At 33.7% G+C, this 16,670-nt stretch carries 12 protein-coding genes; 8 read left to right on the forward strand and 4 right to left on the reverse strand.

Features of this window, described 5'->3' with window-relative positions; all coding sequences use genetic code 11:
- Positions 1–39: 39 nt before the first annotated feature.
- Entirely contained in the window at positions 40–1,092 is a 1,053-nt protein-coding gene (locus BW936_RS13295; RefSeq protein ID WP_076548887.1) for a response regulator transcription factor, read from the reverse strand.
- Between the two features lie 96 nt (positions 1,093–1,188).
- On the opposite strand from BW936_RS13295, the gene BW936_RS13300 reads away from it, so the two are divergent.
- From BW936_RS13300 to lipB, 3 genes are read left to right on the forward strand one after another with little or no spacing between them, the layout of a single operon-like run.
- Positions 1,189–1,344 carry a YqaE/Pmp3 family membrane protein gene (locus BW936_RS13300; RefSeq protein ID WP_073240341.1) on the forward strand — a complete coding sequence of 52 codons (156 nt, stop codon included), beginning with the start codon at positions 1,189–1,191 and terminating at the stop codon, positions 1,342–1,344.
- An 11-nt stretch (positions 1,345–1,355) separates the two neighbouring features.
- On the forward strand, positions 1,356–2,093 hold the full coding sequence (locus BW936_RS13305; protein ID WP_076548888.1) for a hypothetical protein: 738 nt from the start codon (positions 1,356–1,358) through the stop codon (positions 2,091–2,093).
- 26 nt (positions 2,094–2,119) lie between these two features.
- On the forward strand, positions 2,120–2,833 hold the full coding sequence (gene lipB, locus BW936_RS13310; protein WP_076548889.1) for a lipoyl(octanoyl) transferase LipB: 714 nt from the start codon (positions 2,120–2,122) through the stop codon (positions 2,831–2,833).
- Positions 2,834–2,865: 32 nt separating this feature from the next.
- Here lipB and BW936_RS13315 read toward each other — a convergent pair whose 3' ends face one another.
- The 3 genes from BW936_RS13315 to BW936_RS13325 form a co-directional block, all read right to left on the reverse strand.
- Entirely contained in the window at positions 2,866–3,558 is a 693-nt protein-coding gene (locus BW936_RS13315; RefSeq protein WP_076548890.1) for a TapB family protein, read from the reverse strand.
- A 117-nt stretch (positions 3,559–3,675) separates the two neighbouring features.
- Positions 3,676–6,129, reverse strand: coding sequence for a hypothetical protein (locus BW936_RS13320; RefSeq protein ID WP_076548891.1), 2,454 nt, complete (start codon positions 6,127–6,129; stop codon positions 3,676–3,678).
- 42 nt (positions 6,130–6,171) lie between these two features.
- The gene (locus BW936_RS13325) at positions 6,172–6,753 is read right to left on the reverse strand and encodes a ribonuclease HII (protein WP_076548892.1); all 582 of its coding nucleotides are present in this window, start codon (positions 6,751–6,753) and stop codon (positions 6,172–6,174) included.
- A 207-nt stretch (positions 6,754–6,960) separates the two neighbouring features.
- Here BW936_RS13325 and BW936_RS13330 point away from each other — a divergent pair, with 207 nt between their 5' ends.
- The 5 genes from BW936_RS13330 to BW936_RS13350 all read left to right on the forward strand — a co-directional run bounded on the left by BW936_RS13330 (position 6,961) and on the right by BW936_RS13350 (position 16,329).
- Positions 6,961–10,230, forward strand: coding sequence for a SusC/RagA family TonB-linked outer membrane protein (locus BW936_RS13330; RefSeq protein WP_076548893.1), 3,270 nt, complete (start codon positions 6,961–6,963; stop codon positions 10,228–10,230).
- A gap of 6 nt (positions 10,231–10,236) precedes the next feature.
- The gene (locus tag BW936_RS13335; protein ID WP_076548894.1) at positions 10,237–11,748 is read left to right on the forward strand and encodes a RagB/SusD family nutrient uptake outer membrane protein; all 1,512 of its coding nucleotides are present in this window, start codon (positions 10,237–10,239) and stop codon (positions 11,746–11,748) included.
- Between the two features lie 135 nt (positions 11,749–11,883).
- The gene (locus BW936_RS13340) at positions 11,884–12,597 is read left to right on the forward strand and encodes a hypothetical protein (RefSeq protein ID WP_076548895.1); all 714 of its coding nucleotides are present in this window, start codon (positions 11,884–11,886) and stop codon (positions 12,595–12,597) included.
- 158 nt (positions 12,598–12,755) lie between these two features.
- On the forward strand, positions 12,756–14,126 hold the full coding sequence (locus BW936_RS13345) for an aryl-sulfate sulfotransferase (protein WP_084182080.1): 1,371 nt from the start codon (positions 12,756–12,758) through the stop codon (positions 14,124–14,126).
- 211 nt (positions 14,127–14,337) lie between these two features.
- Positions 14,338–16,329, forward strand: a complete 1,992-nt coding sequence (locus tag BW936_RS13350) for a putative porin (RefSeq protein ID WP_076548897.1) — start codon at positions 14,338–14,340, stop codon at positions 16,327–16,329.
- Positions 16,330–16,670: the final 341 nt, after the last annotated feature.

Consider the following 16,670-nt stretch of genomic DNA (forward strand, 5'->3'; position numbering starts at 1 on the left):
TGGAAATGGGTACTAGACCCTAGGTGGAATTTTAAAAATTTATCGATAGCGTTGTTTTATTTCATCTCTTGAAGTTATATTTAATTTCTTGTAGATATTGTTTATATGGGTTTTTACGGTGCTAACGCTTATGAACAAAAGAGCTGCAATTTCTTTATTGGTCTTGTGTTCCAAAATTTGTTGAACAACGGTATTTTCTTGTTCGGTTAGTTTCTCTAGAGACTTATTTCGTATGTTGATTGAATTTTTTCTATGTCTTAGAATTAAATAGCCGTTCAACAAAATAGAAAATAGAAGCAGTGTAGGGAGCAACCATTTCCATAAATTAGAGTTTAGAGAGTCTCTATTGGCTAATTGCTGATCTGCAGCTATATCATTTAAATATAAATCTGTAAATAACGCATTTGGATAATTGGATACTAGTCTCTCCCCAAGTTCAGTGTAATAATTGGTTCTGGTAATATCCTTAAGGTAGTATGAGTAGGTATCATTCCGTTTGTCCGATAAGAAATTGTAAATATAAAGTTCTGCCAAGGGTTCGTTTAAATGTTCTCCAAATTCCTGTAAAGCTTTGAACCACTTTTTGGAATTTAGTTTTTTATTCGCATCACTTCTAAATTCATTAAAATTAAAAGCCATTTCCTCCTTTAAAACATCAATATTTAAAAATGCGGCAGATGAATTGTTGGTAGAAATTATTTCACAAAGTGCTTCGTTGGCAAATGAGGTAGGGAAAGTAATGGAATCATTATTATTAGCAATGAAAAGAATACTTCTACTATATTCACAATATCCAAAAAAGTGTTTTGTGTTAGATTTAATTTCATCACAATCGTCTAAGTGTATTCTATAAGTTCTATTTTCTTGAATAAGATTGTTGCCAATGAATTTGAAATATCCTAACGAATCTGTAGTTGTTTTTTTAATAATCTGCTCCGTCGATATGCTGCCAAACTTTCTATAATCTTCAATAATAGATAGGTAAATGGTTTTTTTACTTTGCTCATCAGCAATCTGCCCTTCAAAATTATATTGAGATGAACCTAGAAAACAGGAAAAGAGAATAAGAATTAAAAATACTGTCTTGATCATAGCTAGAGTTCTAGTCAATAAAATTAGCAGATTTTGTAACAAAGTATTCAAGATTGCGACCTATAAGGTACATCAATCAATCAAAATAATAATCAAATGAGTTTAATAAGAGTTTTACTAGCCATATTTTTTCCGCCTTTAGCTGTTCTAGGTAAAGGTTGCGGTTCTTTTGTAATTGTTCTACTTTTGACTTTTTGTGGATGGGTGCCAGGTGTAATTGCTGCATTGGTCATATTGAATAACCCTAATTAGAACCTAAAGACATGAGATTTTTTAAAATTCTAGCTGTTATTTCTATAACAGTAGCTGTTGCTGCCTGTAATTTTACAGAAGAAATTTACTTCAATGAAGACGGATCAGGTAAAATGAGCATAGCTTTTGATGGTGGTGAAATGCTACAAATGTTGCCAAAAACAGACTCTACGGCATTAGACAAAGCAATAGATTCTACTATAGTCTTTAGAGACTTGTTAAGAGAAAAAAAAGATAGTATAGCGCAATTGTCACCAGAAGAGAAAGCTAAACTAAAGAGATTGGAACCTTTTAGTTTGCATATGGTAGTTGACCCTGAAGGCGGAGTCATGAATTTTAATATGTTTACCGACTTCAAAAAAGTTTCTAATGTAAACGATGCCTTCAATGCTTTTCAAAATGCAAGTTCGGTTGGTCCTATTGCAGGTGGTAAAAGAATGCCTGGTGGTGCTACAGAAGAAACAACGATCGTTAATTATAGTTTTAAAAAGAACACATTTAAGCGCGAGACAGTTATCTTAAATCAAGAGTTGTTTGAACAAAGTATAGATAGCTTGGCAAGTGCAGAAATGTTTTTATCTGGTTCTACGTATACGTTTAAGTATCATTTTCCAAGACGGGTAAAGTCTACCAATATTGAAGAAGCTACTTTTTCTATGGATGGTAAGACCATGATTTATGAAGTAAATTTTTTGGCTATGATGAAAGATCCAGAATCTATGATGATAGAGGTGGAGTTAGAAAAATAGGTTTTTGCTTTTCATATCTTTGTAGGATGAATAAGAAGGTGCAAGTACAAGATTTGGGTCTTAAAGATTATAAAAAAACTTGGGACTATCAAGAACAGCTATTTCAAGAAACCCTTGATCTTAAAATTAGGAATAGAAGAGAGGAGTTGAATTTAGAAACTCCAAATCATTTTCTGTTTGTAGAACATCCGCATGTGTATACGTTGGGTAAGAGTGGAGATATCACTAACCTTTTGGTAGATGAAAAAGTCTTGGTAGATAAAGGTGCTACATTTTATAAAATAAATAGAGGCGGAGATATTACCTATCATGGCCCTGGACAAATAGTAGGTTACCCTATTTTAGATTTGGACAACTTCTTCACCGATATACATAAATATCTTCGGTTTCTAGAGGAAATGGTCATTCTAACTTTAGACGAGTACGGAATAAAATCTGAACGTTCACCAGGAGAAACGGGTGTGTGGTTAGATGTTGGTACATCGTTTGCACGAAAAATATGTGCTATGGGAGTGAGAGCATCACGTTGGGTGACTATGCATGGTTTTGCATTAAACGTAAATGCCGATTTAGGATATTTTGATCTGATGATCCCATGTGGAATAAAAGGGAAGGCTGTTACCTCTCTAAATGTAGAATTGGGAAAAAAGGAGGTAGATATGGAAGAGGTGAGGCAGAAATTATTAAAACATTTTCAAGTGCTTTTTGAAGCCGAAATAAATAAAAAAACCGAGGTGTAAGCCTCGGTTTAAATAGGTATATGTTTAAGTTGTTATTTGCTATGTGCCGTGAGCAAAGTACTGCTCATGACGTCTCCATTTTTCTTGTAGGTCTCTTGTTTGACCATCCCTACACCTTCGGCAAGCCAAACTCTTGAAGGGTACACTTGGTTTACCATCATCATTTTAGAACGATTTTCACTGTATAAAACATAACAGTCGAAAGTGCCGGCAGTAGTAGTGACACTTTCTTTTTTCTCTACCTTTCTATTTGTCACATCAACGGTCATATTCATATTTATACCGCTCATGCTTATTTTCATGGCAACGTTAGCATCTTTAAGGTTTTGGCCAACACTAAGATTATTGGGTATTTCAATATCATTGCCAGATATTTCAATGTCCATATCTCCATACTGTTCCATCATATCTTTAGGAAGCAATGATTCATAATCTAAGGTTACCACATTCCCGGTACAGGTTAAATTGTAATCTGTACTATAGGCATTTTTACCTTTACCGTCAGTCATGTTGATAGCCATTGTGGCGTTTGTGGTGCCCCCAGAATTAGTAGCTTCTACGACCTCATATGAACTTATGCCTTGAACTTTCCCCTTTTTATTATAGTTGGTGTATTCCATTGAAACACCTTTATCCATTGGATAGAATTTGCTGCAATTGTTTTGAGCGGTAATTGTAGATGAACAAATAAACAGAGATAGTAAGAGAATTAAAATAGTTTTCATTTTTAAATAGTTAAGATTCTGAAATTTAGCTATTTAAAAATAAGGTATTCAATGTGTCTTTTTGGATAATTTGTGTGAACGGTACATAAATATTTATGAATTCAACTTTCTTATGTGTTATCGTATTTTTAAAACTTTAATACTGTTATCCTGGTCTTTATAAACGAATTCTGCCTTCTTGTTTAAATTAATATCTGCCATATCAATACTAGAACTGCCATATATTGGAAAATTAGGAATGGACTCGGCCTGACTGTCAAACAGATATATTTTCTGATTCTGAATATCGGTCACGGATACATAAATTTTATCATTAAGATAGAAAATGATAGGTTTAGAGTATACCCCTAATTCCAGTTCTATTTTTTTGTTGCGAATCTGCAAGGTATTATCGTTCATGATAGCTAAGGTTCTTGAGGTAGCATCCATACCATGGTCTTTAGCGAGGTTTAAGTTACTTGAAGATATTTTGCCTTGAGAATCAACTTGAAATAAAATACCATCAATAGAAGTAAAAGTGAACTTATTTTGATGCAGTTGTATATCATTATCAGAAAATGAGAATTTATCTTTTACGCTTACTCTAGTTTTACCAACTCTATTGGTGATTTTTAATTGCCCATTGTCAAGTTTGAAGACTAGGTAATCTCTTTTCCCTATTCTAAAATGTTGCGGGGCATCAAGAATATTTGCTTCTGCAGTATGGTAGGTAAAGCCTTTTACAATATCCCCTTTACTGTTATACATGAATACTTTTTTTCCTTGAGTAACCACTAATCTATAGTTTTTATTACCCTCATAATCAAATACAGCTAAGGGATTTAAGTTACCGCCGGAATATTTTTTAGTAAATGGATTAACTGCTTTACCGTTTCTATCTAAGATTAAAAACTCATTGTTAGTGGTAAAGGCAAACTGTAGTTTGCCATTTTTAAAAAGATCTACTTGATGAATTTTCCCTTGTACAGTTCCATTAAGTTGTTTTTTCCAAAGCGTTTTACCGCTGTTAGAAATCAAATAGAGGTTATTTTCTTGGTCCTGGACCAGGATTTCCTTTTTTCCTGAGTTGTGGTTAGTTACAAATTGAGGTAATGTTGCCAGGTCACTATCTAATAGGACTTCAAATGCAGAAGAAACTGAATTCTGTTTCTCTTCTTTCGTATTTTTTTTGATTAAGAAATTGATGTGAGAAAAATTAGCATCTGCAATTATTTGTGAACCAACTAGATAGTCGTTTAATTTACTCTCTTGAAAAGATGCTCCTAAAGTCTTAGAGACCGATTTGTTCAAGAGAGAAACAAAACCTTTCAAATTAGATATAGACAACACACTAGAAGATGAGGTCAGATTGTTTTCGGCGTTTTTAAATAAAGTAGTCTGATCAAAAGTGTCTCCCGTTTTTATTCTGGTAATTACAGATGCTAACGTACGCTTTGATTGGGAAAAGAGAAATGTATTCTCTATAATAGATGCGTATTCAAATGCATGTTCTCCTATTAAAGGACTTAAAGGAGAGAAAATTTTAATATTAGGTTTTAATTCCCAGATTTCATGACCGCTAAATTCTTCCGTAGCTATTTTTTCTTCATTAATATAGTCTAATAAAGTGGCGGTACCGTAAGTTCTCAGAAACAAAACAGATTCATTGTCGTATTCGGTAATCCCAATTTCTTCTACTGTATGAAGTAATGAATCTAAGTTTGTGGCTGAATGACCGTTCAGCGTTTTGTTTTGAATATATTTTTTGAAGTCATCTATTCCAAAAGATGTATATATATTAGTACTACTTGGTGAAAAGTTCCATGTTTTGTTGAGAATTGGTTTGGTGTCGTTGAATAGGTTGAGGAACTGATTTTTATCTGCTTTAGATGCGGTGACGCCATTAAAAAGAATTTCAGAATCGTTTAAGGTTAAATCAAGTGATATCCAACTTGTAAAATTCGAAAACCCTTGGTTGTCAGTAAGTAATTTATCAAATAATAGTTTGCCTTTCTCGACGTCTACCCAAATATTTGCGACTTTTTCACTATCGGAAACATTATAAAATTGTTGTAAAGATTCATTTTTGATAGGATTATCAAGAGAATTGATTATATTTTTTAACAAAGATAGAGAAGAGCAAAATATCCAATGTTTATTTATAATTGTACTGTAGAAAGTATTCTTTTCAATTTCGTATTTGGTGATGTTATATTCATTTATACGTAGCGTTTGTATGCTTTTGTTGTTGATGTTATCAGGTACGGTAAAGTTTAAGCTGTCTGTTGAAATATAGGTAAAATCTAGTTGTAGGCTATCAGCGGATAAGGCTAGTAACCCTTTCGTCATATTTGTAACATGTTGAATAGGCGATATGATGTTTTTTATAGCTACAAAAGGTTTTTTTGATGCAAGGGAATTGTAAATTTCATTCGTAGAAAGCTCGCTGCTAAGCCTTTCAAAATCATTTATTTTAAGTACTAAGGTGGCGTTGCTTGGAGCTAGGTCTAAGATAGAATTCTCAGATTGTTTCTCGGAAGTACAAGATGTGCCTATTAAAATAATAACTAAGGATAATAATGTAAGCCTCATGCGGAAAATTTGTGCAAAGTTATACTATTTGTAAAATAAACTTTAGTTGTCAGGTAAAAGCTTAAAACTCATTCTGTGGTATTTAGTTGGGCCATATTTTTTAATGGCAGCTCTATGTTCTTTAGTAGGGTAGCCTTTGTTTTTCTTCCAATTGTACATGGGATATTCTTCGTGTAATTTTAGCATATAAGCGTCGCGTGCGGTTTTGGCTAGTACTGAAGCTGCAGCTATGCTCAGATATTTAGAATCCCCTTTAATAATACAAGAATGCGGTATGTTTTTATAGGTTTTAAATTTATTGCCGTCAACAATAATATGTGCTGGTTTTTGAGACAATTTGTCTATAGCTTTATGCATACCTAGAATAGAGGCATTTAAAATATTAATATCATCTATTACTTTAGGTTGAATGTGTACTATTCCGTAGCAGATACTTTCATCTTTTAAAAGAGGCTCTAAAAGGGTCCTTTTAGGTTCGGATAAAAGCTTTGAATCCGTTAATATTGAATTTTCGAAAGATTCAGGTAATATTATTGCGGCAGCGGTAACAGGACCTGCCAAGCAACCTCTTCCAGCCTCGTCAGTACCCGTTTCGTTAATATTTTTGTAAAATTTAAGAAGCATTATGTTTTTTTTAACTTAAAATTTGGAATTTTAAAATGTGATAAATTGTTAAATAATTGAGAATATTTTATTAAAATCTAACATTTGAAATAAAAATAATAATAATAAGTGTTTTTTTAACATATAACATTTTTGAGTTAAGATAGCTTTTGGAATACTAAGCAAAATTTTGGACTTTTGGCGCAAGCTAATTCAAAAACAAATTTTATGAAACAGAAGTTGACGTGGATGTTGACACCTTTATTGGTGCTCTTCATGACATTTTCCTTTGCACAGGAAAAAACAGTGACCGGTGTTGTAACCGATCAAAGTGGTTTGCCTTTACCAGGGGTGTCGATAGTGGTTGTAGGAACAACTAACGGTACGCAAACAGATTTTGATGGTAACTATGCCATTAATGTTAATCAAGGTGAAAAATTAAGGTTTTCTTATTTAGGTCAGAAAACGGTAACAATGAGTGTTGGTGGTACCAATACTATAAATATACAACTTGAGGATGACGCACAGGCTCTTGAAGAGGTAGTGGTTACTGGTTTTGGTAGTGTGTCTAAAACATCCTTTGCTGGTTCTGCAAAAATTGTAGTAGGTGAGGATATATCTAAAAAGTCCTTTACCAATGTGTCTCAAGCCTTAGCAGGTGAGGCAGCTGGTGTTGCTGTATTTAATACTTCTGGTCAGCCAGGTAGTACTTCTACGGTAAGAATAAGAGGATTCGGTTCTATGAATGGTAGTCAGGCTCCTTTGTACGTTGTTGATGACGCACCATTTGGTGGAAGTTTGAACGATATTAATCCAAATGACATTAAGTCGGTTACGGTGCTTAAGGATGCTTCTGCTACATCATTGTATGGTGCAAGAGGAGCTAATGGTGTAATCGTAATTACTACAAAAAGAGGTAGAGATTCTGGAAATGAGATCAACGTTTCTATTAAGACGGGAACAAACTTTCAGGGTATTGGAAGGTATGAAACTATTAAATCGCCAGAAGAATATATTGGTGTTGCTTGGGAAGGTATTTATCAAAGAGGTTTGTTGGAGAATAATGGTGATGCAATAGCTGCTGTAGATTATGCTAATGCAAATTTATTTGAAAATGATGGTAATGCAGATGTTTCAGATATTTCTCCAGTTTACAATATGTGGAATACTAGTGATAGTGGTGTTGTTGGTGTGTCGGAATTGATTGATCCTGCAACTGGCAAAGTTAGATCGGGCGTATCTAGAAGATATAACCCAGAATTATGGGAAGATTATGCTTTTCAGAGTTCAAACAGAATAGAAGGTAATGTTTCTTTGTCTAATAGTAGTGAGAATTCATCAGTTCGTACTTCTGTTGGTTTTATAGATGATCAAGGTTATGCAACAAACACGGATTATCAAAGGTTAAATGCACGTGTATCTGCTACAAATAGCTTTGGAGATTTCATTAAAATGAACACTTCAATAAACTATGCTCAAAGTGAAACGAATAATAATGGTACTGGCGAGAGTTCTTCTTCTCAGTTTTGGTGGATAGATAATCTTCCATCAATTTATCCTTTATTTACTAGAGATGCTGCCGGGAACAAAATACCGGACCCTGTTTACGGAGGCTTCTTATATGATTACGGTTTAGAAGATGGTCGTGGTTTTGGTTTTGCTACTAATGGTGTAGCGGATGCTGTCTTAGCGGTAAATAGATCAAAAGATAATTCTGTAAACTTTAATAATGATTTAAAGATTACATTAGTTGAAGGTTTAACTCTTGAAAATAACTTTGCGTATCAGTACTACATGAGTGATGATATTAGTTTAGATGAGCCTTTTTATAGTCCTGCCAAGGGTCAGGGTGGTTTGATCAGTAGGTCTAGATCTGAGACAAAGAACTATACGATAAGAACGGGTCTTAGGTATAAAAAAGCTTTTGATGATATCAATTTTAATGCATTTGTATCTCATGTGGCTACTACCTATGAATTTAATTATTTATTTGCTGAACGTGCTAATTTAGTAACCAGTACTGGTGTCGATATTTCTAATGGTGTTGTGAATCTTCCGGGTAACGGTTATACTCGTGATGAACGAACAGAAAGTTATATAGCAAATGTAACTGCAGATTTGTCGAGTAAATACTTCTTAAATGCAACATATAACAGAGATGCTTCTTCTAGATTTGTGAACAACAAATGGGGTAATTTCTATTCTGTAGGTGCTGCTTGGGTGTTGACTCAAGAAGAATTTTTATCTGATTCAGGTTTCGTAGATTTCTTAAAAATTAAAGGAAGTTATGGTGTTCTTGGTAACTCAGGGGTGCTTGACAGTAATGATAATGATTACTTTTATCCAGGGTACAATCACTATTCTGTAAATAACTTAAATGATAATATTTCTTTAGCTTTTGCTACAAAAGGAAATCCTGATCTTACATGGGAAAGTTCAAACCAATTTAATGTTGGTGTAGAATTTGAGCTTGCAAATTTTGTAGAAGGTTCTGTTGAGGCGTATAGAAAAAATACAACAGATATGTTCTTTCAAAGAAGTGCTGCGCCTTCTAATGGTTTTGCCAGTATAAGGGTAAATGACGGGGAGATGTTAAATTCAGGTGTAGAATTTGATTTGGATTTTAAACTAGTTCAAGACGAAAAGTTTTCTTTGAGTTTTGGTGTTAATGGTGCTATGTTGAATAATGAGTTAGTAGCAATGCCTATTGATCCTACAACAGGAGAAGAGCAAAAATTCAGTCAAAGTGGAAGTTTTGGTCGTACGGCAGGTCGTTCGTTATATGATTGGTTTATGCCAGTTTATGCAGGTGTAAATCCAGCAAATGGCGCGGCATTATGGGAGCGTCACTATGATGATATTGATGGTAACGGTACTTTTAGTACTGGTGACGTTAGTATTCTTAACTTAACTAGTTATACCAATGATAATCCTAATGCTAATATATCTCAAGATTTAACTGAGGTTTATGCAGAAGCTACAGATAAGTATGTTGATAAAACTGCAATTGCTGATGTTCAAGGTTCTTTCAGATTAAATGCTAGATATGGTAATTGGTCATTAAGTACTTTATTCAACTATTCTCTTGGAGGGTATTCTTATGATTCAGCTTATGCTAATTTGATGGATAATGATTACGCAGGTACTAACAATTTCCATGTAGATATTAGAGATAGGTGGAAAGCTCCTGGTGATATTACCGATATACCAAGACAGGATGCTAAAACTCAAATACAGCAAAATTCAACATCTACTAGGTTTTTAACAAAATCGGATTACTTGGCTTTAAACAATGTTCGTTTAGGTTATGCATTTCCTAGCGATGTGGCTAAGCAGATAGGTCTAAGTAAATTAGATTTTTATATTTCTGGTGATAACCTAGCATTCTTTTCTAAAAGGCAAGGTTTCAACCCTTCTACTGATGTAACCGGTGGTTCAGATGTATATCGTTACAATCCATTATCTACCATCGTGTTAGGTGTTAACTTAAACTTGTAAATTATTATGAAAATAACATTAAAAAATATTGTTTATACTGGGGTTTTATTATCATTTATTTCATGTGGTAAGGATCATCTAGAAGTATATCCAACAGAAACGTTGTCTCAGGAGCAGGTTACAGAAGCTGCTACTGTTAACCCAGATGTTGCAAAAGCTACCTTGTTTGGTATTTATGAAAATTTGTATCGTTTAGGAAGTGGAGGAACTGATTCTCAAGAAGATTTTGGGATTACTACTCAATATATTCAGTTGGATATGATGTCTGCGGATATGGCTCATTTAGGTAAGAGTTATAGTCGTCAAGTAAGTATCTCTGAATTGACCGCAATGGTTGATCCAGATTCTGATTACAACTACAGACCTTGGAGGTTTTTGTATAGAATAATTAACTTGTCAAACCTAGTAATTGATGGAGCTGGCGGTAATGACGTAGTTCCGGAAACTGAATCTGGTAAGCATACTATTGGGCAAGCAAAAGCTTTAAGAGGTTACGCATATTACTTTTTGACTCATATTTTTGTAAATGACATTAGTGATTTGTCTAAGCCTGTACTTCCTCTGTATACGAGCGCAGAACAATTAGATCAGCCTAAGGCAACAGTACAAGAGGTGTTCGATTTTGTAATAGATGATTTAACAGCTGCTGAAACATTATTGGAAGGCTTCGTAAGATCAGAAAAAATTGAAGTAAATCAAGATGTTGTAAGAGGACTTTTGGCTAATACGTATGGTGCTCTTAATAATTGGTCTAAAACAGAGGAATATGCTAAAAAAGTGATAGATGCTGGTTATCCGATTATGACTGCTGACGAGGTTGCATTATTGCCAGGTGAAGACGGTAGTGTAGGAGGTTTCAATAATATTAATGTTATGCCTAGCGTTATGTGGGGTATTGATATTACACCTAGTCAAGAACTAGCTTCTTTATTTTCATGGTGGGGTTTTATGGATTTTTATAGCTATAGCTATGCTGCCGTAGGTAACCCAAAAGGTATAGACGTGTCTTTACATGCTAACTTTAGGTCAGATGATATTAGATTGAATCAGTTTAACTCTAATTTATATCCAACTGGTAAATTTTATTACCAAGGAGCTCAGCTAAATGATTTTGAAAGTTTTTCTGGACCTCAGGTAAATATCGACTCAGATTCTCATTACATGAGAGTTGCTGAATTTTACTTGCTGCATGCAGAAGCAGCTGCAGAAAATGGTAATGATGCAGCGGCAAGAGCTAGTTTGAAAGCGTTGTTAGACCTTAGGTTAGATGATACTTCTTATATCGATGCGCTTTCAGGAGTTGCATTGGCTGAAGAAGCAGCTTTACAGGCTAGATTAGAATTATGGGGAGAGGGTAAGTCATACTTTATTATGAAAAGAAGACGAGAGACAAGAACAAGAGGAGCCAATTGGTTAGATTTTGCAGGTGAATCCTTTTCTCATTCAGATGAGCGTTTGACTTATGAGATACCGCAAAATGAAATTTTGTTTAATAGTAATTTGACAGATCAAAACTAAAAGTTAAACAAAGAAAATCTAAACCTTGACTATTAATGAATCTTGATATGTCAAGGCTTAGATTTATATATTTCATAAATAAAAAACTCATATTAATAATGAACTTGACTTTTAAGTTCTAATAAATTATAAAACATGAAAAAACTAACTTATTTATTAATGCTTTCGGTTTTCATGGTTGTTTTCACAAGTTGTGAAGAAGATGATGATGTGTCATTGAACTATGTTGATTTCCAGGGAGTTTCTCCGTCTGTCATAATTGATATTGACGGTAGTACAACACAAGATGTAGCGGTGTATACATCAACTACTTCAGGTTCTGATAGAACATTTAATATTTCTGTTGATGAGGCCTCAACTGCTGCTGTTGGGTCATATACTGTTCCTAATTCTGTGACGGTGCCTGCAGGTTCTAATGAAGGAATTTTGACTATTGCATTAGCAGACGTAGATTTAGGTATTGGTGTTAACGAGCTAATATTGAATATTGAAAAATCGGATGATTATTATTCTGGTGATTCACTGTCTTTGACCTATATTCAAGCGTGTATTGAAGTTGTAGCGACTATCAATATTAATTTTGATGCTTATGGTAGTGAGAGTGGTTGGTCTATTGAAGATTCTTTAGGTGGCACTGTTGCTTCTAGTCCTGAATACGAGGATGGTCAAGTTTCGGCCTCGGAAACGGTAACACTATGTTCAGGTAGGGATTACACATTTACATTTACAGATGGTTATGGGGATGGAATGTCAGGTTCTTACGAATTGGTAATAAATGGTGAGGCAATAGTTTCTGGCCCTAGTGCTGGTTTTACTACTACCCAATCAAATGATTTTGATACAAAATAGAATTTATAACAGCAAAATTTAAATGCTGTTATAAATGTATATTATATAATTAGAAGCTGAACAATGAAATCATTGTTCAGCTTTTTTCATTTGGAAGGTTAACAATTTATTAACAATTAGTATATTACCTTTATTAAGTTATCATCATAATATTAAATATGAAACGAATATTTTATATAATTTATCTTAGTTTGTTGTTTTGGGCTTTAAGTTGTTCTTCTGATGATGTTTTTAGTAATGGAGCACAGGATGAAGTTGAGCAGGTTGTTATTGATGAAGAAGATGAAACAGTACCCAATATTCCAGATGAAATTATTTATCCCATTATAGGTGAGACCGGGCAAATTTTGAATCATAATAGAAATTTATCTAAAGAAGGGTATGTCTTAATTAATGAAGCCACTGATGATCGTGTCTATTTAATGCAAAAAGATTCAGCTGTAATAGTTCATGAATGGCAGTTGGAATTTGGTCTTGGTAATGATGTTGAATTATTGCCTGATGGTAGGTTGTTGGCTTCGTTGGGTGTAGAAAAGCCGAGTTTTAGCTTCGGTGGATTTGGTGGTATTATTCAAATTATAAATCCTGATAGTTCAATTGATTGGGAATATACATTGGCAAGTAAAGAACATTTAATTCATCATGATGTTGAAATGTTACCCAATGGAAATGTATTAGCTATTGTTTGGGATCTAAGGACTAGAGATCAGTTGGATGAAATTGGTTACTTGGGCAAACAAGAAAAAATCTACACGGAGTCCATAATTGAAATTGACCCAAATTCAAGTGAAATTGTTTGGAAATGGGACTCTTGGGATCATATTGTTCAAAATGTTGATGCCTCTAAAGTGAAGTACGGTTCTATTAATGAAAATCCCCAATTAATAAATATAAACTATGTTGATATGTTGAGGAATGATGAAAACCCTGATGGCGATATTATGCATGCTAATGGGTTGGATTATGATGAAGATAATGACCTTATTTATTTAAGTGTAAATAATTATAGTGAGATATGGGTGTTGGATCATAGTACTACCGCTAGTGAATCTGCAACAAGTAGTGGTGGTAATTATGGAAAAGGTGGTGATTTAGTTTATAGATTTGGTAATCCAAAAACTTATAATAATGAAGGAGACAGGCTTTTTTATAATGTGCATTTCCCAAATATTTTGGATGAAGAAGTCCCTGGAAAAGGAAATATATTAGTCTTTGGAAATGGAAATGGAGATTCTCAGCAGTCAGTAGTTTACGAATTTATGATACCTGATCAATTTAATCTGCAATCTAATATGGATAATGAATTGGATGTAGTTTGGGAATATACTAGAGATGGTTTGTATGCGCCTAGAGTATCCGGTGCAATCCGTCTTGATGATGGAAATACGTTGATTACATCTGGCACTTTTGGTGTTATAGAGGTTACAAATAACAAACAGGTCGTTTGGGAGTTTCAAGGAAATGGGTTTTATTGGCGTGCATATCATTATAATTATGATGCTACCGCAATTTTATTTTTAACTAAATAAAATGTAGGGCCTTCGGTCTTTTTGCAAAAGTATTTTGTTCAGATGATATGTTCTTACTTTTGTTATGTTGACATGAAATTCTATATTATAATTTTTCTAATGTACCCATTTTTATGGGTCAATGAGTTATAGGGCGCTAGGTTTAACCCCCTTAAATTTTCACATTTACTTAGCAACAAAAAAATTAACTTTGCAAGGGTAACAAAGCTTCATGAAATATATTATTCTAGTTTTATTCTGTTTTTCAACTTCAATGTTGTTAGGTCAAGATGTAATCGAAAATTCTGAGAAAAAGAGTGCTGCACTTCCGGCGACTCAAAAAACAAAACCAATAAGTCCCAAAAACAAAATAGAAAGTGACTCTATAATTTTGACTATAGAGGATTATAAGATTATTTCTTTTAAGAGAGATACCACTTTTTTAGATACCACCTTAACTATTCAAAAAGAATACAAGTATAATTACCTACGAGAAGATGATTTTGAATTGATGTCATTTGGTAACATTGGCCAAGCGTATAATGAATTAGGGGTAAGTTTCGAAAGTATCAGTAGCTATCCTAGTTTGGGGGCCATTGCTAAAGACCGTAAGTATTTGGAGAAAGAGCAAATAAATTATTACAATGTAGCCACTCCCATGACGGAGTTGTTCTTCAAAACTACTTTGGAAGAAGGACAATTGTTAGATGCAAATTTGACTTTTAATACTTCTAGGAGGCTAAATTTTTCAGTTGGGTACACCGGCTTTCGTTCGCTGGGTAAGTATAATAATACGCAAATAGAATCTGGTAATTTTATTACTACCACAAATTATTTGTCAAGAAACGGCAGATATGCATTAAGAGCCCATATCGCCGCGCAGAATATTACATCGGAAGAAAATGGAGGTCTGTCAGAAAAAGAAGATCAATTTGAATCTGGAGATCCGGATTTTATTAATAGACCAAGGGTAGATGTGTATTTAGATAATGTGAAGAATAAGATTTTAGGTAAAAGATATTACCTGGACCATAGCTACAAATTAGTTAGAACTCAATTAGATTCAACTAGATTTGAAAAAACATCTCTAGCTATAGGTCATACTTTTGATTATGAAACCAAGTATTATCAATTTGTAGAAGCGGCTCGTGATACCTTATTTGGTGATGCCATTCTAAACGCAATAGATGATAAAGCAATTTTAAAGACCTTTTATAATGAAGTAAATGCTGAATTCTACAATAGAACTCTAGGTAGGTTAACAGGGGGTGTTACTATGTATAACTATGATTATTATTTCAATAGTCTTTTTATAAAGGAAAATGGAACCATTATTCCTAATAGATTAAATGGAACGGAATTTGGAATAATGGGTAAATATGAAAAACGCATAGGAGAATTTGATTTTCAAGCAGATTTAAAGTATAATATTTCAGGAGAATTAGCGGGGAACCTTTTTAACGCATCTGCATCTTACGTTATAAATGAGAAGAATAAATTGCGATTCTCTTTGCATACCTCTAGTAGAATGCCAAATTTCAATTACTTGTTATATCAAAGTGAATACCTTAATTATAATTGGGATAATAGTGAAGTGTTCAAGAAAGAACGTGCTAGTAGTTTAAAAGGTGAGTTGCTTTCCAGAACATGGGGTAATCTAATGGTGAAGTATAGCAATTTAAATAACTACACCTATTTCGCTCCAGTTTCTGATGTTACTATAGGTGATAATATGGATAATGCATTCATAAAACCTTTACAAGAAGGTAATAGTGTTTCTCATTTAAAGGTTAAGTACGAAAAAGAATTCAAGATGGGTATGTTTGCATTAAACAATACGGTCATGTATCAGAACGTAACTCAAGATGCCCAAGTATTAAATGTTCCTCAACTAGTAACTAGGAATACCCTGTATTTCTCTTCTGATGTGTTTGATAAAGCAATGTACCTGCAAACAGGTATTACGTTTAAATATTTCTCCAGTTATAGTATGAATGGTTATAATCCTATCCTTGGAGAGTTCTATGTGCAGAATAAAGAAGAGTTGGGCGGTTACCCTTTATTGGATTTCTTTATTAATGCCCGAATTAAACAAACAAGGATTTATCTGAAAGCAGAGCATTTTAATGCTTCTTTTTCTGGCTATGACTATTATGCAGCACCCAATTATCCTTATCGCGACTTTGTTATACGCTTTGGTTTAGTGTGGAATTTCTTTTCATAACCTTTGTGGGCTGGGTTGTAAAACATTGAAAATAGTGGTGTTAGAAACAGCAGTTATCGTAAGTAACTGTTTGTTAGCAAAATACGTTTACCACATTTTATTTCAAGTGTAACCATCGGTAAACCATGCAGTTAGTCCGGGGTCAAAAAATCTTTCATTATTTTCTTCAAAAAAGGCTTGTGGTATTAAGAATAGTGTGTACATTTGCACCCCGCAAACGAGGAAAACGAAATTGGAATCGGGCGTCGGAAAAAGGTTCATATATATGTTGATTTAAGCTGAGAAAAAGAAAAAAATTTTTTTTCAAAAAAAAGTTGTCAGGTTAAAAAACAGTTGTATAT

Source organism: Maribacter ulvicola (assembly GCF_900155985.1).
GTDB lineage: Bacteria > Bacteroidota > Bacteroidia > Flavobacteriales > Flavobacteriaceae > Maribacter > Maribacter ulvicola.